We start from the raw sequence: 21,048 nt of genomic DNA, 5'->3' as shown, positions 1-21,048 counted from the left end.
GCGCGCGCGAAGCGTCAGATGGCGACGCGTTGCTCCTGGACCGTCGGCTGGTCCTGGGCGAACTGGGTGCGGTACAACTCGTGGTAGCGGCCACCAGCGGCGAGCAGGTCACTGTGTCGGCCACGTTCGACGATGCGCCCGGCTTCCACGACGAGGATCTGGTCGGCCGCCCGGATGGTGGAGAGCCGGTGCGCGATGACCACACTCGTCCGACCGGTCAGGGCCTCGGCCAGGGCGTCCTGCACCGCCGCCTCCGAGGTGGAGTCGAGATGCGCGGTGGCTTCGTCGAGGATGACCACGCGCGGACGGGCCAGCAGCAGTCGCGCGATGGTGAGCCGTTGCCGTTCGCCGCCGGACAGGCGGTATCCGCGCTCACCGACGACGGTGTCCAACCCATCGGGAAGGCTGCGGATCAGGTCGTCGAGTCGGGCCCGCTGGAGCACCTCCCACATCTCGTCCTCGGTCGCGTCCGGCTGGGCGAACGCCAGGTTGGCGCGGATGCTCTCGTGGAAGAGGTGCCCGTCCTGGGTCACCACGCCCAACGCCGTCCGGATCGACTCCGCCGACAGTTCGCGTACGTCGACGTCGGCGAGCTTCACCGCGCCGTCCTCGACGTCGTACAGGCGAGGCACGAGCTGCGCGATCGTGGACTTGCCCGCCCCGGACGAGCCGACGAGCGCCACCATCTGCCCCGCTTCGGCGCGGAACGAGACCCCGTGCAGCACTTCCTCGCCGCCGCGCGTGTCGAGCTTCGCCACGTCCTCGAGGGACGCGAGCGACACCTTGTCCGCCGAGGGGTAGCCGAACCGGACCCCGTCGAACTCGACCGCGACCGGCCCGTCCGGAAGGGGCCGGGCGTCGGCCCTGTCGAGGATCAGCGGTTTGAGGTCGAGAACCTCGAACACCCGCTCGAAGCTCACCAGCGCGCTCATCACCTCGACCCGGGCGCTGGCCAGCGATGTCAGCGGTGCGTAGAGGCGCGACAGCAGCAGCGCGAGGGCGACCACCGTCCCGGCGTCGAGGCTGCCCCGCAGGGCGTAGAGACCACCCAGCCCGTAGACCAGGGCCAGCGCCAGCGAGCCGACGACGGTGAGCGCGGTGATGAAGACCCACTGCAGCATCGCCGCACGGATGCCGATGTCCCGGACGCGACGTGCCCGCGCCGCGAACTCGGCGGACTCCTCGGCCGGCCGCCCGTACAGCTTGACCAGGGTGGCACCGGGCGCGGAGAACCGTTCCGTCATCCGGGTGCTCATGGCCGCGTTGTGTTCGGCTGCTTCACGTTGCAGCTGAGCGAGCTTCGAACCCATCCGCCGGGCCGGGAGAACGAAGATGGGCAGCAGGACGAGGGCCAGCAGCGTGATCTGCCAGGAGAAGGTGAGCATCACGGCCAACGTCAGCATCAGCGTGACGGCGTTGCCGACCACACTCGACAGGGTGTCGCTGAAGGCCCGCTGCGCGCCGATCACGTCGTTGTTCAGGCGGCTGACCAGCGCACCCGTGCGGGTCCGCGTGAAGAACGCCACCGGCATGCGCTGAACGTGGTCGAAGACAGCCGTCCGCAGTTGGACGATCAACCCCTCACCGATGCTGGCGGAGAGAAATCGCGTCACCAGACCCAGCCCGGCTTCGGCGAGGGCGATCACGGCGATCAGGACGGCCAACCGGATCACGACGCCGCTGTCGGCGCCGTCGACGATCGCGTCGACCACGCGGCCGGCGAGAACGGGCGCCGCCACCGTGAGGACAGCCGTCACCACACTCAACATCAGGAACCTGATGATCAAGGCGCGGTGTGGCCGTGCGAACCGCGCGATCCGCTTCAAGGTGGCGCGGGACAGCGGTCGCTCGTCCTGCGCGTTCATCGCGTGGTGCAGGGACATCCACGCGGTAACTTCCATGCTCATGCCTTACCTCCGATACGGCAGGCTAGGACCTCACCCGAGCTTGAGGTCAAGTCAACGCGCGGGCTGCTTCATGTCGGCGCGGATCCGACCGAACACACCACGCGGGTCGAGCCGTGGGGGCGGTCAGTGATCTCGATCATCGGAGCTGCTCTGCCTCCCTCACCGACGGGCGAAGACGAAGCCACCTCGGACGCTCGGGGCTTGGCGATGCGACATCTCCGCCTCGACAGTGAAGCCGGAAGCATCCAACCAGGTCGCGACCCGGGCCGGTGACCGACGGTGCACGTAGACGTTCATTGGATGCCCGCCGTAGCCCTCCGTCTTGAGCCTGCTGCCGTCGCCTGCGTGGAAGCCCAGCAGCAGGGCTCCGCCGGGCCGCAGCACCCGAAAGAACTCGGCGAAGACTGTGGGGACCTCGTCGTCGGGGATGTGGATCAGAGAAAACCACGCGAGCAGGCCGGTCAGGCAACCATCGGCCAGTTCGAGAGCAGTCATCGAGCCGACCTCGAACCGTAGGCCGGGGTGGTCCTGCCGGGCCACCTCGATCATGGCGGGCGACAGGTCCACACCGAACGCGTCCAGGCCGATGTCGTGCAGATGGGCGGTGATCCGCCCCGGACCGCACCCGATATCGGCGACCGGCCCGTTCCCCTGGGCTCGCACCAGTTCGGCGAAGAGCGCCAGGATGCCCCGCTGGAACGGCTCGTCGGCGATGACGTCCCGCAGCAGGTCGGCGTAACTGACCGCCACGGTGTCGTACGAAGTCCTGGTGTCGTCGAGCCAGCCGCGATCGCGCATGCGATGCACGATAACCCCGGCGTGGAGGCGGTCACCGCCTGCGTTGGCGCCGCCGCCGGGGCCCTCGCCGAGCCTGAGTTGATCGCGGCGCGGTGACGGTCACAGGCCGGCGTGCATGGTCAGGCTCTGCCGTAGGTGGAGTTTCGGCCTGGACCCGACGACCGAGCCGACGACCTCGCCCCGACGGAACACCAGCAGCGTCGGCAGGGACATGACTCCGTAGCGCCGGGTGGCCTGCGGGTTGTCGTCGGAGTTGAGCTTGGCGATGGCCATCCGGTCGCCGAACTCCCGCGCCAGCTCGACGAGGCTCTTCTCGATCATCTTGCACGGCGGGCACCACTCCGCCCAGAAGTCGACCACGACGGGCCGGTCGCTGGCCAGTACCAGCTCGGCGAACGTGTTGTCGGTGACGGTGGTCAGGGAGCTGACGCTCGTTTCCTGGGGCATGTTTCCTCCCGGTGCGCGATGGCGTGGGTGAGCTGCGTGTGCAACTGCTGACGGACCGCTCCGAGCCGATCGAGGTAGTCGTCGACCTCGGCGAGCTTGCGTCGCAGCACCAGCACGGAATCCGGACAGACGTCGCCGGACGCGTTACCCGCTCGTAGACAGGCGACGAACGGACGGACGTCCTCGAGGCCGAAGCCGACGTCGAGCAGCGCCCGGATCTCCCGGACGACTCGCAGCTCCGCCTCGTCGTAGACGCGGTAGCCGTTCGCCGAGCGCTGCGGGTGTACCAACCCGTGAGCTTCGTAGTAGCGCAGCGTTCGGGTGCTCGTGCCTGCCCGTTCCGCCAGCTCGCCGATCAGCATCAGACCTCCTCGACCAGCCCGTCGCGACCACGCTAGACCTTGTCGTCAGCGTCAAGGCAAGCCTGCTCCCGGGTCCGAGCACGACTCAGGGCGCCGCGAGGCGGCGCCCTGAGCGTCTGTGCGTCAGCCGATGCGGAACTGTTCGCCGTAGACGGCGAACACCAGTGGGGTGTTCAAATTGAAGTTGCCGTTGTTGAGGAACACCCGCTGGGCCGTGTCGACGCGGGAGGTGTCCGAGTGGGCCTCCTCCTTCTTCATCTCGATGACCCGCTCGTCGAGGAAGGCGTTGAGCCAGGTCCGCTCGTCGCCGCCCTGGGCCGGCGGCTTGGCCCGGTTCAGGGCCCGGCTGCGGATCTGGCGCATGCCCTCGTACCCGTGCATGACCGCCGCGTCGTAGTAGGCGAACTGACCGAGTGCCCGGACCTGGTCGTTCTTGCCGTCGCGTACCGATGGGTTGAAGTAGACCCGGTCGCGTTCGGCCTCCTGGGCGGCCTGGAAGACCGGGTCGGTGGCCGCGGTCCGCCAGTCGCGCGGGAAGTTGGGGTCGAGGCCGGCGTGCGACGAGGTGCCGTTGACGTTGCGCAGCGCCGGCAGGTAGCCGGCGAGCACGTTGCCCGGCTTGGTGCGGGTGTACGCCTCGACCAGTTCGAGCATGTCGCCGGTGCCGGAGCAGAAGCCGATGATGCCGGCGGTGTAGCCTCGCCCGTCGCCGATGTCCTCGATGTAGGAGAACTGCGCGCGCCAGTCGAGCGAGGAGTTCTCCGCGGCCGAGACGAGCTGCATGGCGACGTTCTTCTTCGCCGGGTCGTCGAGGTTGGTCCCGCTCGGGGTGGTGGGCGTGGGCGTGGGGGTGCTGCCGCCGCCCGGCAGGGTCCACTGCTGGTTCGTGGTGCCACCGCAGGTCCAGATCTGCAACCGGGCGCCGTTCGCGGTGCTCCGGTCGGTGACGTCGAGGCACTTGCCGGAGCCGGAGTTGACGAGCGCGCCGTTGCTGGCGGTCCACTTCTGCGCGCCGCTGTTGTTGCAGTCGTACAGCTGCACCTTGGCGCCGTTGGCGGTCGACGCGGCGGTGACGTCGAGGCACTTGCCGAGGGCCCGGATCGAGTTGTCGGTGTTGCCGACGGTCCACGTCTGGGCCGCGCTGCCGTTGCAGTCGTAGAGCTGGACGGGCGTGCCGTTGGCCGAGCTGGCGCCGGCCACGTCGATGCACTTACCGCCGAGGCCGGTGATCGGGCCGGCGGCCGCGGCGCTCGCCGATGGCAGGCCGTAGCCGACGGCGGCGACGCCGACCAGCAGGGTGCCCACGACGTAGGCGGCTGTTCTCTTGTGAACCATGGTGTTCCTTGGGGACGGGGCGGCGGGCCGCCAGCCGGTCGGTGGCCCGGCGCGACGGTTGGGCCCCGGCGGGCACCGCGAGCATCAGGAAACTGTATTAACAGATACCAGTACGTCGATTCCTCGTCAATCGCCGACCGCGAGGCGTGACGGTGCCTGTTCATCCCGTCGTTGGCGGGACGTACCTGCCGGTGGCTATCGTCGGGCCGTAACTGATCTACGGGCCGGTCCATCGGAACCAGCACCGTCCGACGGACAGAAGATGGTCATGGAGTCGAGTCTGCGCGCTCGGGTGCGAGCCGGTGACCCCGGCGCGTTCGCCGAGCTGTTCGACAAGTACGCGCGCTCGGTGTACAACCACGCGTTCCGGCTGACCGCCGACTGGGCCACGGCCGAGGACGTCATGGCCGCCACGTACCTGCAAGCCTGGCGTTCCCGGGAGCGGGTCACCGAGGAGGGCGGGTCGCTGCGTCCCTGGCTGCTCGGCATCGCCACCAACGAGGCCCGCAACCACACCCGCAGCAACCGCCGTTACCGCAGGGTGGCCGCGGCGCTGCTCGCCACCGACCTCACCCTGCCCGACCACGCCGACGAGGTCGCCGGCCGACTCGACGACAGCCGACGCATCGCCGCCGCGATCGACGCGCTGGCCCGGCTGCGCCGGCCCGAGCGCGAGGTGCTGACCCTGTGCCTGTGGGAGGGCCTCGACTACGAGTCCGCGGCGGAGGCGCTGGGTGTTCCGGTCGGCACGGTGCGCTCCCGGCTGTCGCGGGCCCGCGCCCGGCTCCGCACCCTCGTCGACGCCCCGCAGCGCACCGCGCGGCCGCCGATCATGGACGCCGCGCTCGTGCGGGAGGGCAGCCAGTGAGCGCGCCGGACCCGGCCGAGTGGGCGGAGATCGCGCCGCACCCCGGCGATCACGACCTGCCGGCGGGCCGACACGAGCTGCACCGCAGCCGCCTGCTGACGGCGATCGCGCAGCAGCCGCGTACCCGAGGAAGGGCTTTCGTGCCGTTGCGGCCCGCGCTCGCGGCGGCCGCGGTGGTCCTGGTCGCGGCGGGTATCGGCGGCGGGCTCGCGGCCCGGTCCGACGACGAACCCCCGGCCGCGCTCCCGTCATCCGAGACGAGCCGCCCGGCCGCTCGGCCGGCGCCGCCGAGCCCGGCCGCCAAGAACCGTGGGTACGGCACGGTGCGTCAACTCACCGACACCGCCGACCTGGTGGTCCGCGGCGAGGTGGCGTCGGTGGCGGACGGGCGGGCGGTCTACCGGGTGGCGGAGGTGCTCTACCGCGCCCCGGACGCTCCGGTGCCCACGGAGATCACGGTGGCGGCGGAGGTGTCCGGGACAGCCGGTCGGCCGACCGTCCTCTACCTGGGCCTCGCCGACCCAGGTGCGCGCGTCTACCGCCCGCTCGGCGGCGAGTTCGGGATCTTCGACCTCGCCGGGGAGACGGCGACCAGCCGGTCACCGGCGATGTCGGTGACCGGTCTGCGCACCGAGGACGCCACCGGGGCGGGTCGCGCGTTCGTCACCACGCTGGCCGAGCTTCGGCAGCTCGCCCGCGAGCGGCGCTGAGCCCCGGCAAAGCTGAGACCGAGAGACTGAGTCCGAGAAAAGAATGGAACTCAGTGCCCGGGACGCACAGATAGAAGGCGTAAGCAGTGCCGCGTTCCGAGCGAGACGACCCGGGACGGCACCGAGACGCGAGGAGCGTTCCATGGCAGTCGACAGTCGCCGTACCCGGCCTCTGTGGGCCACGGCCGCCGCCGTGCTCGCCGCGGCGGCGTTGTCCGCCTGCGGCAGCGGCGGCGACGCGGCCGCAGCGCCCACCCCGAGCAGCGCCACCCCGAGCAGCGCGGCCACGCCGACCGACGTCGCGCCCCCGCCGATCAAGGGCAAGCTGCGTGGGTACGGCACCGTGCGGCAGCTCAGCGAAACCGCGGACCTGGTCGTACGCGGTGAGGTCGAGGCGGCCGGATTCCGGGTCGACGAGGTGCTGCGCGCGGCGACCGGATCGACGGTGCGGGCCGGGGCGCGGATCACGCTCGCCACTCTGCCCACAGGTGTGCCGGACCTGGCGAACATGTCGACGCTCGAGGCGGGCCAGGTCGTGGTGCTCTACCTCGCCCAGGACCCGGCGGCCCCGACGTTCCGGACGCTCAGCGGCGACTTCGGTGTGTTCGACCTGAACGGATCTGGCGCGGAGGCCGTCGCCACGACCCGCTCGCAGACCATGGCCGTCAGCGGGCTGAACGCCGAGGACCCGGCCGCGTCCGGCCACGGTTTCCGCACCACCCTCGGCCAGCTACGCGCCGTCGCCGCCCAGGCGAAGTAGGACGAGTGGGAACGCGGACGGCACCCACCGACGTGCCGTCCGCGTGGTCACTGCTCCCGGTAGGTGGCCAAGTCGAAGTCGGCGTGTACGCCGTCGCCGCCCAGGTCCTGCACCCACAGGCCGAGGAAGGCCCCGGTGAAGCCCCACGCCGCCGGCTCACCGTCGATGATCAGCGCGGCGTGTTCGTCGGACAGGATGGTCGCGTCCAGCTCGATTGGCAGCCGCTGCCAACCGGCGCCGAGGTCGTAGTCGAAGCGCACCGCCGGCCCGTCGAACACGGCCCGCAGGCCGACCCGGGTGACGCCGCCGACATCGATGGTCAGCTCGGGGTACGCGGTGCGCCGCCCGTTGTCGGAACTGAGCAGCTCCAGCACCGTCCGACCGTCGTCGGCCCGGGTCAGGTAGAGGTGGTGCCAGTTGAGGGTGTTGTAGTAGGCGGTGATCCCGGCGAGCTGGCGGTGGTCGGCCGGCTGAAACTCCACCACGGTTTCCAGCGAGCACTCCATCGCGCCGACGCGTCGCCCGACCAGGCTGGGTGCCTGTCGACCGACCGGGGACTGCCCGCCGTGGACCCGCAGGTACGACGGGCGGGTGTGCAGGTCGACCCAGTCCGGGGTGGCCGGTCGGCGCAGCGTCGACCAGCACCGGCCCAGCTCGGGGGCGTCGAAGTGGTCCGTCTCGGGTTCCGCCGGCCATGGGTGCGCGGGCAGTTCGGGTGCGACGACCTCATCCGCGGGCACCCCTCCGGCGATCCGCGGCCAGCCGCCCGACGGCCACTCGACCCGCTGGATCGCGGTCTCCCGACCCAGCACGCAGTTGCCCAGCGGGGAGTACGGGCGCCCAACCAGGTGGGCCAGGTACCACTCGCCGCTCTGCGTGCGGACCAGGCTGCCGTGACCCGCCTTCTGCAACCGCAGCTCGGGCCGTCCGAAGGAGGTGAGCAGCGGCCCGTCCGGGTCCACCTCGTACGGTCCGAACAGCTCCCGGGACCGCGCCACGGTGACCTGGTGCTCCCAGCTGGTGCCGCCCTCGGCGGTGATGAGCCAGTACCACCCGTCGTGGCGGTACAGGTGCGGACCCTCGGTGACCCCGGCGGGGGAGCCGGTGAACAGGATGCGGGGGCTGCCGACCAGACGGCGCGCGGCCCGGTCGTACTGCTGGATCTCGATGCCGCCGAAGCGGTCGCGGCCGGGTCGCCAGTCCGCGCTCATCCCCAGCAGCCACGTGCTGCCGTCGTCGTCGTGGAACAGCGACGCGTCGAACCCGCGCCCGTGCAGTTTCACCGGGTCGGACCAGGGTCCGGTGATCTCCTCAGCGGTGACCAGGAAGTTCTGCGGATCCCAGTAGCCGCTGGCGAAGCTGGCCACGTCGCTGTAGACGAGGTGGAACTGACCGTCGTGGTACGTGAGGTCGGGCGCCCACACCCCGTTGGAGTCGCCGCATCCGCGCAGGTCGAGCAGGCGCCGGTCGGTGATGATCCCGCCCAGGCTGCGCCAGTTCACGAGATCACGCGAGTGGTGCACGAGCACGCCCGGATACCACTCGAAGGTCGAGGTGGCCAGGTAGTAGTCGTCGCCGACGCGCAGGATCGACGGGTCCGGGTGGAAGCCGGCAAGGACGGGATTGCGGATCGACCGGGTAGCGGTCGCCACGTTAGCGATGTCGGTCGACACGAGCGCTCCTCTGGGCGGGCTGGCGGTAACTTCCGGAAACTCGCGGTCCCCGGCCATTGAAGGTTGCGCCTACGTTAGCCGGTCTTTTCGCAATAGGACAGAGGTATTGACCGTTGCGGCAACAGCTCGTAGCGTGCCGGCCATCGATCGGTATTACCGGCTAAGCATCGAAAGTTTCGGAGATCCACAGCTCCCCACCCCGCCGGCTCAGTCGGCGTCCGACTACACCGTGAGACAACGCACCACCGCGAGCAGACCTGAAGTTTCCAGCAGGACGCAGGGGGACCGTGGGCATGGACAACGGCCGAAACGTCACCATCGCCATGATCGCGCGGTTGGCCGGCGTCTCCGTGCCCACCGTCTCCCGGGTCATCAACGGCCGCTCCGACGTCGCCGCCGACACCCGGGAACGCGTCGAGGCGCTCCTGCACCGGCACGGCTACCGCCGCCGGTCACCGGCCCGGCGCACCGACGCCGCCCTCATCGACCTGGTCTTCAACGACCTGGACAGCCCATGGGCCGTGGAGATCATTCGTGGTGTGGAGGACGTCGGCCAGACCAGCGGCGTCGGCACCGTCGTGTCGGCCATCCACTGGCGCATCTCCTCGGCCAAGCAGTGGCTCGACAACATGCGTACGCGCTCCACCGAGGGAATCATCTTCGTGACCTCAATGGTGAACCCACCGTTGCAGGCCGAGCTGCGCCGGCTCCACCTGCCGGTCGTCATCATCGACCCGGCCGGGGTCGACCCGCAGGAGTCACCCACCATCGGCGCCACCAACTGGGCGGGCAGCCTCAGCGCCAACCAGTACCTGATCAGCCTCGGCCACCGCCGCATCGGCTTCATCGCCGGCCCGCCGCACCTGATGTGCAGCCGGGCCCGGTTGGACGGCTACCGGGCCGCTCTCGGCGCCGCCGGTATCCCCGTCGACGACGCCCTGATCCGCCCGGGCAACTTCTACCACGAGTCCGGCTTCACCGCGAGTACGCAGCTGCTGGCCCTGCCCGATCCGCCCACCGCCATCTGCGCCTCCAGCGACCAGATGGCCCTCGGCGTCTACGAGGCCGTCCGCAAACGGGGCCTGCGGGTGCCCGACGATGTCAGCGTGGTCGGCTTCGACGACCTGCCGGAGGTGCGGTGGTGCTCCCCACCGCTGACCACCGTCCGGCAACCCCTGGCCGAGATGGGCATGCTGGCCGCGCGTACCGTGCTGCGCCTCGCCGGCGGCGAGAGGACCGAGAGCCCCCGGGTCGAACTCGCCACCGAACTCATCGTCCGCGACAGCGCCGCACCACCACGGTCGTGAGCATCTTCAGCCGACGCTGTTCAGGACTGACGTCCGCGGCCCGGGCCTTCGTCCGGGCCCATGCGGCGCTGGTAGGAGTCGATAATGGCCTGCCCGGTAGGGTCGCCGTCACCAAGGGTCGCGGTGGTCGCCTCGGTGAGCCTCTTCAGCAGATCGGCGTGGGCGGCTCTGGTGGTCGCCATGATCTGGCGGGCGGTCTGGGCCGAGGAGTATTGCCGGATGCGTTCATCGAGCCGCAGGCCAATCAACAAGCCGCTCGCGTTGACGGTTACCTCGACCGAACGATCGGGGCTGGTGGCGGTGCCGGTGAGTGCCTGCACCTGCGTGGACAGGGCCTTTGCGCGGGCGGCCCGATCAGCAATTGATGTTTCCCACTCATCGAGGCGGCGCCCTGCGGCGTCCAACGCGGCTTCGTCCGCCCACATGCCGACCCCCGGTGACATCGGCGGCCATCACCGCCTGGTCAGCGCCACGTTACCTCGACGCGCAACGCGTCGTCGACGCCCGTCTCCCGGCGCCCGAGGTGCGCCGGGTCCCGACCGGAGAGCAGATCCAGCGCGGCCTTCAGGCAGGCGCCGTTCTCCCGGGACGAACTGAACCACCACGTCTGGGCGTACCGCTTCGCGCTGTCGTCGCCCACGCCGTTGGCGTCGATGCCGAGGCGCCGGCACAGCGCCACGGCGCGCGGAAGATGGAACGACTGGGTCACCACCGTGGCCCGCCGCACCCCGAAGATCCGCTCGGCCCGCGCACACGAGTCGTACGTGTCGAAGCCGGCGTAGTCCGGCACCACCTTGTCCGCCGGTACGCCCCGCTGCACCAGCCAGCTCCGCATCGCGGCGGGCTCGTTGTAATCGGCGTTCATGTTGTCGCCCGACACCAGGATCGCCCGAACCTTGCCGGCGTCGAACAGTCGCCGCGCGATCTCCAGCCGGGCGGTGAGGACGGGCGAGGGCGTGCCGTCCGCGTCCACCTTGGTGCCCAGGACCAGCGCGACCGGTGCGTCCGGCACCTCGGCCTCGCCGTAGAGGTGGCCCTCCGCGGTGTCGCGGATCCACGTGACGCTGGCTACCGTGCCGCCGGTCAGCGCCACCGCCCCCACCACGAGCGCGAGGACCGTTCGGCGGACCAACCGCCGGTGCTCCGCGTACCAGCGCTTGGCCGCACCGAATCGTCCCCGCATGCCGCAAGGCTATTCGGCCCACGCTCACGTCTGTCGTCGGCGTACACGCGAAGCATCCCGAGCAGCAAACGAAGACCGTTGTCTATGGACAATCGCTCACTGTTAGCGCTAACGTGACGGACAGTCGTCGACACTCGAACAATCTCGGGCGGCTGCGACGGAGCTGTCGCCATTGACCCGAGACGTGCTGGACGACGATCGTGGCGTGGGGCGGGTGGCACGTGGCCGGCGCGAGACGGCCCGAGACCACCACCGGGCGACCCGCGCGCCGCGCGGCCGAGGCATGAACGGCCACCGGAATTCCAGGGCACCGCGGCAGCCGGGACAGTCGTGCGACGACAACCGGCCCGCTCACCTGCCCAGCGCACGCGGCTGAGCAGGGCCCACACCTGGGCCGCCCTGATGACGACCGTCGGCACCCGCCCTGGCCGCCGGGTGGCGTCCCGCTGTTCGGAGTCCGGGCCCGAACAGCGGGACGCGCACCCGCACGAGCAACCGACGAGGTGCGCCGCCGACGTCGGTCACCGGGTCAGCTTCGAGTCCACCGCTGGCTGTTCGTGCCGTTGCACGTCGACAGGACCGCAGGGGTGCCGTTGGCGGTTCCGGCGGCGTTGGGCGTCAGGCACAGGCCGGACTGCACGCCGGTGACCGTGCCATCGGTGTTGACGTTCCACTGCTGGTTGGTGCCGCCGTTGCAGTCCCAGATGATCACCCGGGTGCCCGGCGAGGTCCCGGCACCCTCGGCGTCCAGGCACTTCGTGCCATACACCTGGAGTTGTTTCGTGGCCGTCGACGTCCACTGCTGGTTGGTGCCGCCGTTGCAGTCCCACAACGTCAGCTGGGTGCCGTTGGTCTGCGACCGGGACGGGACGTCCAGGCAGCGGTTGGCGCCGGTGTTGCGCAGCGGCGCCGACGTACCGCCGGGTGGCGGCGTGGTGGGGCTCGTGGTGTCGAAGCCGAGGAACCGGATGGCCTGCGCGGCGTCGAAGGGGATGGAGTGGCCGTACCCCTGGAAGCTGATCGCCTCGACGGGCGCCGTGCCGCCGGTGCCCCCGTAGCGGGTACGGGTGGCGCTGGTCTGCGGGGAGTCGGTGAAGCTGGGGGTCTGCGACACGCCCTGCACGTTGGTCCACTGCTTGATCTGCTCGCCGAAGTTCACGTAGCTCAGGGTGGTGTCCGTGGTGCCGTGCCAGATCTGGAACCGGGGACGCTTGCCGGTGTAACCGGGGTAGGCGTTGCGGACCAGGTCACCCCACTGCTGCGGGCTCCTGACGATCCGTCCGCCGGAGCACTCGCTGTTCCACTCGGCTCCGTTGGTGGTGGCGAAGCACCCGAACGGCACCCCGGAGGAGCTGAAGCCGGCGTTGAACAGGTCCGGGTAGAGGCCGACCATGACGTTGGTCATCATGGCGCCGGAGGAGAAACCACCCACGCCGATCCGGTTGGCGTCGACCGGGTAGCGGCTCCGGACGTAGTCGACCATGGACTTGAGGCCGACCGGGTCGCTGCCGCCGTCGCGCCGCAGGGCCTGCGGTGACGAGACGTCCCAACACTTGCTGCTCCGGGTCACCGACGGGTAGATCACGATGAAGCCGTAGCGGTCGGCGAGGGTGCTGAGCCCGAAGCCGCTGTGCACCGCCGGACCACTGCCGGTGCAGTAGTGCAGGGCGAGGAGCAGGGCCGGTTGGGCCGCGACCCGGTCCGGCACGTACAGGTGCATCTGCAGGTTCGTGGGGTTGGTGCCGAAGTTGGTCACCTGGGTGAGCGTCGCGGCCGACGCCGGGGTGGCGACCGTGAGCACGGCCGTCACCGTCGCCAGGGCCGTGACCAACGTGGCGGCCAGCAGCGCGATCCTTGATCTCATCGGCGGTTCCTCTTGTCGTGAGTCGGGGACCCGGCGTGAGCCACGGACACTGATCGCCTCGCATCGACTGTGAGCGATAACATGCCGTTCGTCAAGCTGTAACGTATGACGTCTGTCGATCTCATGTCGAGCGTTCACGTCTTCCACTCGGTGGGGAGTAAGTGCCACAATGAGGGCGGCGCTCAAGCGGTCACCGCTGGGCCCGGGGGAGGGCCTTCCGCAGGAAGCGGACGGTGGGCACGAACCCGGAGGCCGTCTCATGACCCATCTGCCAGACGCTACTGCCATCTCCGGCGTGGTCGATCTGCTCGGCGGCGTGCTGCAACTGGCCGCCGCGGTCGTCACTCTGCTGGCTGCCGTGAGTGTCCGTGGGCGTCGTTCAGGGCGCGGCGGCCGCGGCGAAGACGACGTTTGACGCACCTTGAGATTGTCGGACCGACAGTGCCATTGTGGTACGTCGATGAAGAGCCGCGCGCGGGGCTGACGTCCGTCCACTGGGCAACCGGGATCCAGGTGTGATCTCCGGAGGACGGTGACACAAGCGACGGACCAACGGTCGGTCGTCCGCGAGTTCGCCCGTCACCGCGTCGCACCCTGACCGGCCGGGCGGCTCATCTGCGCGAAGGAACCCCGCCCATGCGTAAACCGAAGACCCGAGCAGCACTCCTGACGGGCCTGCTGCTCGCCGCGAGCGCCCTCGCCGGCGTCGATCCAACCACCGCCAGCGCGGCGGCCGACCCGGTCACCGTGACCGTCAACGCCCGCGCGGGTCTGGCGACCGTGCCGGACACCGCTCTCGGCGTCAACCACGCCATCTGGGACGCGAACCTCGGCACCGCCGAGACGTCGGACCTGCTCAGGGCTGCCGGCGTGCAGATGATGCGCTACCCCGGCGGCTCGTACGCCGACATCTACCACTGGAAGGACCACACCGCGCCCGGCGGCTACGTCGCGCCCGGGACCGACTTCGACACCTTCATGGCGGGGGTCCGGCGCGTCGGCGCGCAGCCGATGATCATCGCGAACTACGGCACCGGCACGCCCGCCGAAGCCGCCGACTGGGTGCGGTACGCCAACGTGACCAAGGGCTACGACGCGCGCTACTGGACCGTCGGCAACGAGAACTACGGCAACGGCCACTACGGGTCCGCGTGGGAGGCCGACGATCACCCGGACAAGAGCGCGACACAGTACGCGAGGCTGGTCGTCGAGTACGCCGACGCGATGAAGGCGGTCGACCCGAGCATCAAGGTCGGAGCGGTGCTGACCATGCCGGGCAACTGGCCGGACGGAATCACCGCCGGCAGCGACCCGGGCCCGTGGAACCAGACCGTGCTCTCCATCGCCGGCCCGAAGATCGACTTCGTGGACGTGCACTGGTACCCAGGCGGCACAGCCGCCGAGTCGCTGGCCCGCGTCAACCACCTCCCCGACGCGACCTACCTGCTGCGGCAGCAACTCGCCCGGTACGCCGGCGCGAACGCCGACCGCATCGGCATCAGCTTCACCGAGCTGAACGTCGACGCCGGCCGGAACACCCAGCCGGCCGCGCTCTTCCTGGCCGACGTCTACAGCGGGCTACTGGAGAACGGCGTCTTCACCGCCCAGTGGTGGAACGTGCACAACGGCATGGGCACCGTGACGCAGGTGGCCGGCCAGACCGACTACGGCGACTTCGGGATGCTCTCCAGCGGCGCGTGCAGCGAGGACGGCTCGGTCTGCCAACCGCCGCTGAACACACCGTTCGCGCCGTACCACGGGCTGAGCATGATGAAGCTCTTCGCGAAGACCGGCGACCAGTTCGTTCGCGCCGGCACCGACGAGCCCCTGGTCACCGCCCACGCCGTCCGCCGTGCCAATGGTGACCTCGCCGTGCTGCTGGTGAACAAGGACCCGGCCAACGCTCACCCGGTCACCATCGACTACGCCGGGTTCACCCCGTCGACCGTCGCGCCGACGGTCTCCACCCTCACCAACGGCGCCACCGGCATCGCCACCAGCCAGTCCGGCTCGGCGACCAGCCGGACGCTGCCGGCGTACTCGTTGACCACGCTCGTGCTGCGCCCGGCCGGCGCGACCGCCGGACGGCCGTCGGCACCGGGTCAGCCGACCGCGAGCGGCGTCACCGACCGCGCCGCGACGATCACCTGGCCGGCGGCCACCCCGGGCGGCAGTCCGATCGCCAAGTACGAGGTGTACCGGCAGCACGGCGCGGTCAGTGAGCAGCTCGGCGAGACGGCGACCACCTCGTTCACCGTCGACAACCTCGTGCCGGGCAGCAGGTACACCGTCAACGTGCTGGCCCGCGACACCGCCGGACGGGTCTCCTGGGCCTCACCGCCACTCACCTTCGCCACCGGCAGCCCCGCCGACAGCCCGTGCACCGTCCGCTTCACCACCAGCAACGACTGGGGCAACGGCTACATCGGTGGCGTCGAGATCATCAACAACGGGGCCAGCCCGATCAACGGCTGGACGCTCACCTGGACCTGGCCCACCGGCTGGCAGCAGGTGAGCAGTGGTTGGAGCGCCACCTGGGAGCAGGTCGGCACCGCGGTGCGGGTCACGCCCACCACCGACAACCGGCAGATCGCCGCCGGCGGCACCGTGAGCGCCGGCTTCGTCGGCGCGTACGGCGGACCGAACGTGCTGCCCACGGCGTTCACGCTCAACGGCACCGTCTGCGCCACCGGCTGACCGATTGGCCAGGGGTGTCGATGGTCAGGGCGGCTCGGGGTTGGCCCCTGACGCGATCCCCGAAGTGTGTGATGCCTGTGGGTCATCAGGATGACTCACAGGCATCACGCTCGTCCGGGAAGAGCCGGCCCCCACAACAGCCGCCGCAGTCAGAGCTCCTGGCGCATGATGACCGTGGCCGAGCCGGTGTCGTCCGCCCACGGGTCGAGCACGAGGGTGTACGTGCCGCCCTTCGGCAGCGGACCCGTCTCGAACCGCCCCGTCCCGCCGATGACGCAGCCGCTTCCCACCGCGTCGCCGGCCGGGCTGTTCAGGAGCAGAATCCCGCACCGGTCGGGCAGGCTGGCGGCGGTCACCTCGACGATGATGCGACGACCGGCGTCGGCGGAAAACCGCAGCCGACTCACCGCGCCGGGCCGGCTGACGGTCACGGTGGCGGATCGACCGTCGGTGACGGTGTCGGCCTGCTCGTCGGTGGCGTCGCGCAGCCGAACGTCCGCCGAGCCGGTGTCGGTGGAGGTCCCGTCGACCTCCAGCACGTACCGGCCGCTGGCCGGCAGGACGAACCCGTCGACGTACCCCTGGCCGCCGATCACACAGCCGCTGGTCACCTGTTCGCCGGCCGGGTCGCGCAGACGCAGCAGGTTGCACCGGTCGGGCAGTGTGGCGTCGGTGACCTGGAGGAAGACCTTCTGGCCGGCGCGCCCGTCAAAGGCCAGGCGGCTGACCGCCCCCGGCTGGGCGAGGGTCACCCGGACCGCGGGCCCGTCCAGCGTGAGCGTCCTCTCCTCGTCGGTCACCGGAACGACCCGCACCGTCGCCCGGCCGAGGTCGGCATCCCACGGGTCGAGCACCACCTGGTGGTCGCCGGTGGCGGTCAACGTGGTCGTGTCGATGAAGCCGACGCCGGAGATGACGCAGCCGGTGGCCAGCTCACGGCCCTGCGGGTCGAGCAGCAGCAACACGCCACAGCGATCCGGTACGGTGGCGGCGGGCACCTCCACGAAGATCTTCTGGCCGGCCCGGCCCGGCACCTTCATCGCGGCCGTGGTGCCGGCCCGGCTCACCTCCAGGTCGACGTCACCGGCAGCGGGCACGTCGCGCTGCGCGCGGGCGGCGTCCTCGGCGAACGCGACCTGCCCGGTGAGGCCGACGTCGAGCACACAGTCGGCGAGGATCTGCGGATCGGTGACACCGGCTCGCCGGCAGACGAGTTCGGCGGTGGCCCGGTTGGGCAGGTCCCCGACGGTGGGCAGCCGGTCCGGGAAACGCCGGTCGGTGAACGTGCCGGTGTTCTGCCCCGGCTCGTAGTCGAACAGCGAGCGTTGCGCCTCGACACGCCAACTGTCGGAGAAGCCGGGGTACAGCGCCTCGAACGCGGGCGGCTGCGCCAACCGCTTCCCGCCGCGCACGGTCAGGTCGTCGCCGCGGTCACCGTCATGGTCGCCGAGCAGACCCTCCAGCGTCCCGGCCCGTGCGGTGGGCGCGCTGACGCTCACGCTCAACCCCCACACCCCGATCGGCTGCGCGGTCAGCCGAGCGCCGTCCGGCCACTGCACGGTCACCGTGCCGTCTCCCCAGGTGGTGACGGTGCCGCCGCGCGGCAGCTTCGTCCCGTCGGGTGCGGACACCGGCGCGGCGCCGTTCACCCGGACCGCCGGGCCGTCGGGTGTGACGTACACGCCGACCCGGTCGCCGGCCACCCGAACCGCGACGGCCGAGTTGACGGCCACCACCGAACTGGCCGGGAACATCGTCTGTCGTACCTGGACCTCGAAGTCGTCGCTCGTCGAGCGGGTCAGCACGAACTCCCCGGCGGCCTGGAAGTCGTAGCGCAGACCGTCGTAGGTGAGCAGGTGCGGGTCCCCGTTGCTGTTCGCGCACCGGTAACCCTTGCCGATCACCGAGATCGAACAACCACCACCACCGGGTGGTCGGGGCTTGGGCTGGTCGCAGTCCTTGCCGTTCGACGGCAGCTTCATTCCACCGTACGACGGGCGGAGCGGCACGCCGACCGCCTTCCGGTACGCGTTCTCCGCCAACACCGCATGCACCTCGTCGGGGTCCACGGTGCTCGCCTGTTGGCCGCCCTGTGTGCAGAACTGGCCGCGGTCGGTGTCGTTCACCTCGTCAAGGGCGTGGTTCATCTCGTGGATGAGGGTGGCGCACTGGTCCTCGGTGAAGCCGGGACCCTCGTCGTCCAGCTTCCGCCCGTCGTTCTCCGGCACCCAGTTGATCTGCACGTCGCTACCCGGGACGTACGTCGTGGTGCTGCTCTCCGAGCCGAAGATGGGCCTTCGGACCTGGATCTTCTTTCCCGAGCGTTCGAGTTCTTCGAGCACCTTGCCGTTGCCGGAGCTGCGAATCTGCCCGACGCAGCCCGCGTACTCCGTTTGCAGGTCAGAATTGACGCTGACCACGGCGGACGCCGCCTGGGGGGCCACGAGCACCAGCACGCCTGCCAGAACCAGACCCGTCCGGATCACGCGCATCCCGGTCATCCGCCCCTCACCTCGAACGCGACGGCGCCCTGCTCGGCCGTCGCGGCACAGGCATCCGCCGGCACACCCCGCAGCGGCGCCCGCAGGTAGCCCAGCACCAGCCGGTACGCCCCGGGCTGGTCGACCGGCCACCAGGTGACGGTGGCGCCACCCCGCCCGTCCGGCGCGGAGGTGGTCAGCGCCGCGCCGACCGGGCTCTGCGGGTCGCTGCCCAGCGTCAGCTCCACCGACCCGCGCGACGGCACCCGCACCAGGTTCTCGACCAGGTACGCGGTGAAGTCCCGGTAGTAGGTGGCACCGCCGACCGCGGGTGCCACCGCCGTGCCGTCGCGGGTCAACGACATGACCGTCACCGCCCCGTCCGGCACCCGGCTCAGTTGACACTCGGCGTCGCGGTTGTTGACCAGCTTCAGCCGCAGGCTGATCTGCTCACCCACCCGGTACGACGGTTGCGCGGCGCTGACGGTCAGGCCGACGGTCGCCGTGCCGCCGGTCGGGGCCGAGGACGGACGCGACCGTCTGCAGCCGACCGTGGTGGCCATCAGCAGCAGGGCGAGACCGCCGGCGAGCGCCGCTCGACCCGCCGTCCCTACACGGGGTACGCCCATGGGCCGCGAGCCTCCTCCGGGTGCCGACCGTCGTCGTCGGCGATTCCGGCCAGCCTGCGCGCAGGGTGCCGTGAGCGCTGTCGTGATCCGGCCCGCAGGATGTCAGCTAGCCGACCCGAGGGGCCGGAAATGGATCATCCTGGGCGTTGTACAGACGCGAGGGCTGAGGTCAATCCACTACCTCTATTCGGATCGGTGTGCCATCGGGCAGGTTCTTGATCTGATGCCAGATTTGCCCGCCGACATCCCAGTTTGTTCTGCCGTGCAGAAGCTTCAGATTACTAACGTCGTCGGCGCCGCCGAGTTGCAGCTCCCACACATGGTCGGGCTGCTGCTTGCGGAGTCGGGCAGCGAGGGCGTTCGCCATCTTCTTGTCGTGGGGCCAGTACTTGTCGAAGATCTTCTGCCGGATGCGCTTCTTGTAGTCCGCGGTGATCTTCTTGTCCCGGCCGACCGGGTTCGCCTGCTTGAACAGCTTGCCCTCGTCGCTGAGCTTCTTCAGCGCGTTCATCTTCCGGTCAAACTGGCCGCGGGCGTGGAACGGCCTGCGCTGCACCTTGATCGTGACCTCGGGCAGGTCGTTGTTGCGCACCACCGGCGTGGCGGGGGGCTTTTTCGCCTTCGGCTTCGCGGTGCTCTTCTTCGCCGGCTTCCCGGTGGTCTTCTTCCCCGACGTCCGGAGGCCCTTGCCAACCTTTGGCTTACCCGCGCCGCCTCGTCGCGTCGAGCTCTTCGGCGCCCTGCTACGCGTCGGGGCTGGTTCAGTAAGCCCGGAGTTCGACACACCCAGCCGCATGCCCGCAGCTTGAATGGCCTTCACGCAGAGGGCGGCGGCAACTTCGTACTCATACTTGGCCTGCAGAGCGGAAGCCCGGGCTTTCCCGCGTTCCTCCGCGCAGAGGCGCGCGTTTCGAGCGACAGCGAGAGCCTGCGAGCGGACCGGTTCGCGCAGCGGTGCCGCGTACGACTCGTCCAGTCCATACCAGACGCCCGGACCGTAGGTGCGCATGCCGGTCAAACCGCAAAACTGTTGAAGCAGACCCCGGTACTGGCTCTCAGCCGTCATTCCGATTCGCAGCGCACTGCGGGACCGCACCTGCAGCTGAGTCAGCTCGTTGGCGAACGCCGACAGGGCCGTGGCACAGGCCAGGTAGGCATCGGCCAAAACCTTCGCCTCGCCGGGTAGTCGCCCGAGCTCGCGATCGATTTTCGCGGCGTAGTTGCCCCGCAGCCGCATGCTGCCGCTGTTTGCCGCGACGGAGCGGAGCCGTGCCGTGTGCCCGTTGATTTCCACCGCGCGGCGCTGCGAGGAGGTCGCCATCGCCTGAATCGAGGCTGGCGTGCCCGGGGTCGGATCGCCGTCGTATATATCGAGTACGTGCCAGTCGTCCATGTCGGCCGGTGATCAGCCGTTGATGCCCCCGGCCAACCTGGCGTCCAGATCCTGGTGCTCGCGTACGACGCCGACCAGGAACGACGACATGCCCTCCAAGCCACCGATCATGTTCTGGGCGCCGGTGGTCCACTGCTGGTAGGAATCCTGGAAGCGGCCCGAGGCCAGTTGGGTGCGGAATTCGCTGTTGACCAACTGGTCGATCATCGCCTTCAGGGCGGTCAACTTCTGGGTCATCTCCTCCTGCCCGGTGCTCAGGGTCCGGGCCGCCGACTGGAGGCCCTCGTAGCCGACGCTGACGTCACTCATCGATCTTCCCCTTCGGTGGTTGGTTGCTCGCCAGCTGGCCGCTCAGCGAGCTGTCGAGCTGTGCGTGGCTTGCCACCACGTCGTTCAGCAGGTCCGCTGCGGCACCCACGGCGATGGTCAGGCCACTCTGGTGTCGCATCGCGGCCTCGGTAAATCCTTTGAGAGCCTGGTCGACATCTCCAGAGCCAGTCGTGGAAGATGGCCCGGTCTGCCGTCGAGACGAATCGAATTCAGCCGTCAGGCTCCGCAGTTTTGCTGCGGCGGCGAGCACCGCGTCCCGATCGAAGCCAAAACTGGTAGCCATGCCCGTGACCCCCTGAAGCCGT

Annotated in this window: 20 protein-coding genes; 6 read left to right on the top strand and 14 right to left on the bottom strand. The window is 70.0% G+C overall.

Going from position 1 to position 21,048, the window contains the following annotated elements; genetic code table 11:
• Positions 1–14 precede the first annotated feature (14 nt).
• From ACIBD9_RS29630 to ACIBD9_RS29610, 5 genes are all read right to left on the bottom strand, one after another.
• Positions 15–1,907: an ABC transporter ATP-binding protein gene (locus ACIBD9_RS29630; protein WP_396722591.1), complete on the bottom strand. Its 1,893-nt coding sequence runs from the start codon at positions 1,905–1,907 to the stop codon at positions 15–17.
• A 159-nt stretch (positions 1,908–2,066) separates the two neighbouring features.
• Positions 2,067–2,705: a class I SAM-dependent DNA methyltransferase gene (locus tag ACIBD9_RS29625; RefSeq protein WP_396722589.1), complete on the bottom strand. Its 639-nt coding sequence runs from the start codon at positions 2,703–2,705 to the stop codon at positions 2,067–2,069.
• A 99-nt stretch (positions 2,706–2,804) separates the two neighbouring features.
• Positions 2,805–3,152 carry a thioredoxin gene (trxA, locus tag ACIBD9_RS29620; RefSeq protein WP_396722587.1) on the bottom strand — a complete coding sequence of 116 codons (348 nt, stop codon included), beginning with the start codon at positions 3,150–3,152 and terminating at the stop codon, positions 2,805–2,807.
• The gene (locus ACIBD9_RS29615; RefSeq protein ID WP_366342129.1) at positions 3,122–3,514 is read right to left on the bottom strand and encodes a MerR family transcriptional regulator; all 393 of its coding nucleotides are present in this window, start codon (positions 3,512–3,514) and stop codon (positions 3,122–3,124) included. The genes trxA and ACIBD9_RS29615 overlap by 31 nt, the downstream gene beginning before the upstream one ends.
• Before the next feature lie 123 nt (positions 3,515–3,637).
• A complete protein-coding gene (locus ACIBD9_RS29610) occupies positions 3,638–4,849 on the bottom strand; it encodes a chitosanase (RefSeq protein ID WP_396722585.1) in 1,212 nt (403 codons plus the stop codon).
• A 268-nt stretch (positions 4,850–5,117) separates the two neighbouring features.
• On the opposite strand from ACIBD9_RS29610, the gene ACIBD9_RS29605 reads away from it, so the two are divergent.
• The 3 genes from ACIBD9_RS29605 to ACIBD9_RS29595 all read left to right on the top strand — a co-directional run bounded on the left by ACIBD9_RS29605 (position 5,118) and on the right by ACIBD9_RS29595 (position 7,187).
• Entirely contained in the window at positions 5,118–5,717 is a 600-nt protein-coding gene (locus ACIBD9_RS29605; RefSeq protein ID WP_396722584.1) for an RNA polymerase sigma factor, read from the top strand.
• Positions 5,714–6,427, top strand: a complete 714-nt coding sequence (locus ACIBD9_RS29600) for a hypothetical protein (RefSeq protein ID WP_396722583.1) — start codon at positions 5,714–5,716, stop codon at positions 6,425–6,427. Before ACIBD9_RS29605 ends, ACIBD9_RS29600 begins: the two co-directional genes overlap by 4 nt.
• Before the next feature lie 142 nt (positions 6,428–6,569).
• A complete protein-coding gene (locus tag ACIBD9_RS29595; protein ID WP_396722582.1) occupies positions 6,570–7,187 on the top strand; it encodes a hypothetical protein in 618 nt (205 codons plus the stop codon).
• Positions 7,188–7,234: 47 nt separating this feature from the next.
• Here the strand turns inward: ACIBD9_RS29595 and ACIBD9_RS29590 are convergent, their stop codons facing one another.
• Positions 7,235–8,860, bottom strand: a complete 1,626-nt coding sequence (locus ACIBD9_RS29590) for a glycoside hydrolase family 43 protein (protein ID WP_396722580.1) — start codon at positions 8,858–8,860, stop codon at positions 7,235–7,237.
• A gap of 293 nt (positions 8,861–9,153) precedes the next feature.
• Here ACIBD9_RS29590 and ACIBD9_RS29585 point away from each other — a divergent pair, with 293 nt between their 5' ends.
• Positions 9,154–10,167, top strand: a complete 1,014-nt coding sequence (locus ACIBD9_RS29585; RefSeq protein ID WP_396722579.1) for a LacI family DNA-binding transcriptional regulator — start codon at positions 9,154–9,156, stop codon at positions 10,165–10,167.
• A gap of 20 nt (positions 10,168–10,187) precedes the next feature.
• Here ACIBD9_RS29585 and ACIBD9_RS29580 read toward each other — a convergent pair whose 3' ends face one another.
• The 3 genes from ACIBD9_RS29580 to ACIBD9_RS29570 all read right to left on the bottom strand — a co-directional run bounded on the left by ACIBD9_RS29580 (position 10,188) and on the right by ACIBD9_RS29570 (position 13,214).
• A complete protein-coding gene (locus ACIBD9_RS29580) occupies positions 10,188–10,592 on the bottom strand; it encodes a YbaB/EbfC family nucleoid-associated protein (RefSeq protein WP_396722577.1) in 405 nt (134 codons plus the stop codon).
• 38 nt (positions 10,593–10,630) lie between these two features.
• Entirely contained in the window at positions 10,631–11,350 is a 720-nt protein-coding gene (locus ACIBD9_RS29575; RefSeq protein WP_396722576.1) for a vancomycin high temperature exclusion protein, read from the bottom strand.
• A 529-nt stretch (positions 11,351–11,879) separates the two neighbouring features.
• Positions 11,880–13,214, bottom strand: coding sequence for a PHB depolymerase family esterase (locus tag ACIBD9_RS29570; RefSeq protein WP_396722575.1), 1,335 nt, complete (start codon positions 13,212–13,214; stop codon positions 11,880–11,882).
• 259 nt (positions 13,215–13,473) lie between these two features.
• Here ACIBD9_RS29570 and ACIBD9_RS29565 point away from each other — a divergent pair, with 259 nt between their 5' ends.
• The gene (locus ACIBD9_RS29565) at positions 13,474–13,629 is read left to right on the top strand and encodes a hypothetical protein (protein WP_396722574.1); all 156 of its coding nucleotides are present in this window, start codon (positions 13,474–13,476) and stop codon (positions 13,627–13,629) included.
• A gap of 221 nt (positions 13,630–13,850) precedes the next feature.
• On the top strand, positions 13,851–15,911 hold the full coding sequence (locus ACIBD9_RS29560) for a cellulose binding domain-containing protein (protein WP_396722572.1): 2,061 nt from the start codon (positions 13,851–13,853) through the stop codon (positions 15,909–15,911).
• A gap of 149 nt (positions 15,912–16,060) precedes the next feature.
• On the opposite strand, the gene ACIBD9_RS29555 is transcribed toward ACIBD9_RS29560, so the two are convergent.
• From ACIBD9_RS29555 to ACIBD9_RS29535, 5 genes are all read right to left on the bottom strand, one after another.
• Positions 16,061–18,412 (bottom strand): VWD domain-containing protein, encoded by a 2,352-nt coding sequence (locus tag ACIBD9_RS29555; protein WP_396722570.1) that lies wholly within the window; start codon positions 18,410–18,412, stop codon positions 16,061–16,063.
• The gene (locus ACIBD9_RS29550) at positions 18,409–19,020 is read right to left on the bottom strand and encodes a hypothetical protein (RefSeq protein WP_396722568.1); all 612 of its coding nucleotides are present in this window, start codon (positions 19,018–19,020) and stop codon (positions 18,409–18,411) included. Before ACIBD9_RS29550 ends, ACIBD9_RS29555 begins: the two co-directional genes overlap by 4 nt.
• A gap of 169 nt (positions 19,021–19,189) precedes the next feature.
• Positions 19,190–20,413 (bottom strand): hypothetical protein, encoded by a 1,224-nt coding sequence (locus ACIBD9_RS29545; protein WP_396722566.1) that lies wholly within the window; start codon positions 20,411–20,413, stop codon positions 19,190–19,192.
• A gap of 12 nt (positions 20,414–20,425) precedes the next feature.
• A complete protein-coding gene (locus ACIBD9_RS29540) occupies positions 20,426–20,722 on the bottom strand; it encodes a WXG100 family type VII secretion target (protein WP_396722565.1) in 297 nt (98 codons plus the stop codon).
• On the bottom strand, positions 20,715–21,026 hold the full coding sequence (locus ACIBD9_RS29535) for a hypothetical protein (RefSeq protein WP_396722563.1): 312 nt from the start codon (positions 21,024–21,026) through the stop codon (positions 20,715–20,717). The genes ACIBD9_RS29540 and ACIBD9_RS29535 overlap by 8 nt, the downstream gene beginning before the upstream one ends.
• Between the last annotated feature and the right edge of the window lie 22 nt (positions 21,027–21,048).

The organism is Micromonospora sp. NPDC050784, from assembly GCF_044456765.1.
GTDB lineage: Bacteria > Actinomycetota > Actinomycetes > Mycobacteriales > Micromonosporaceae > Micromonospora > Micromonospora foliorum.
The sequence above is the reverse complement of the archived record's forward strand: the minus strand, read 5'-3'. Positions and strand labels throughout refer to the sequence as shown.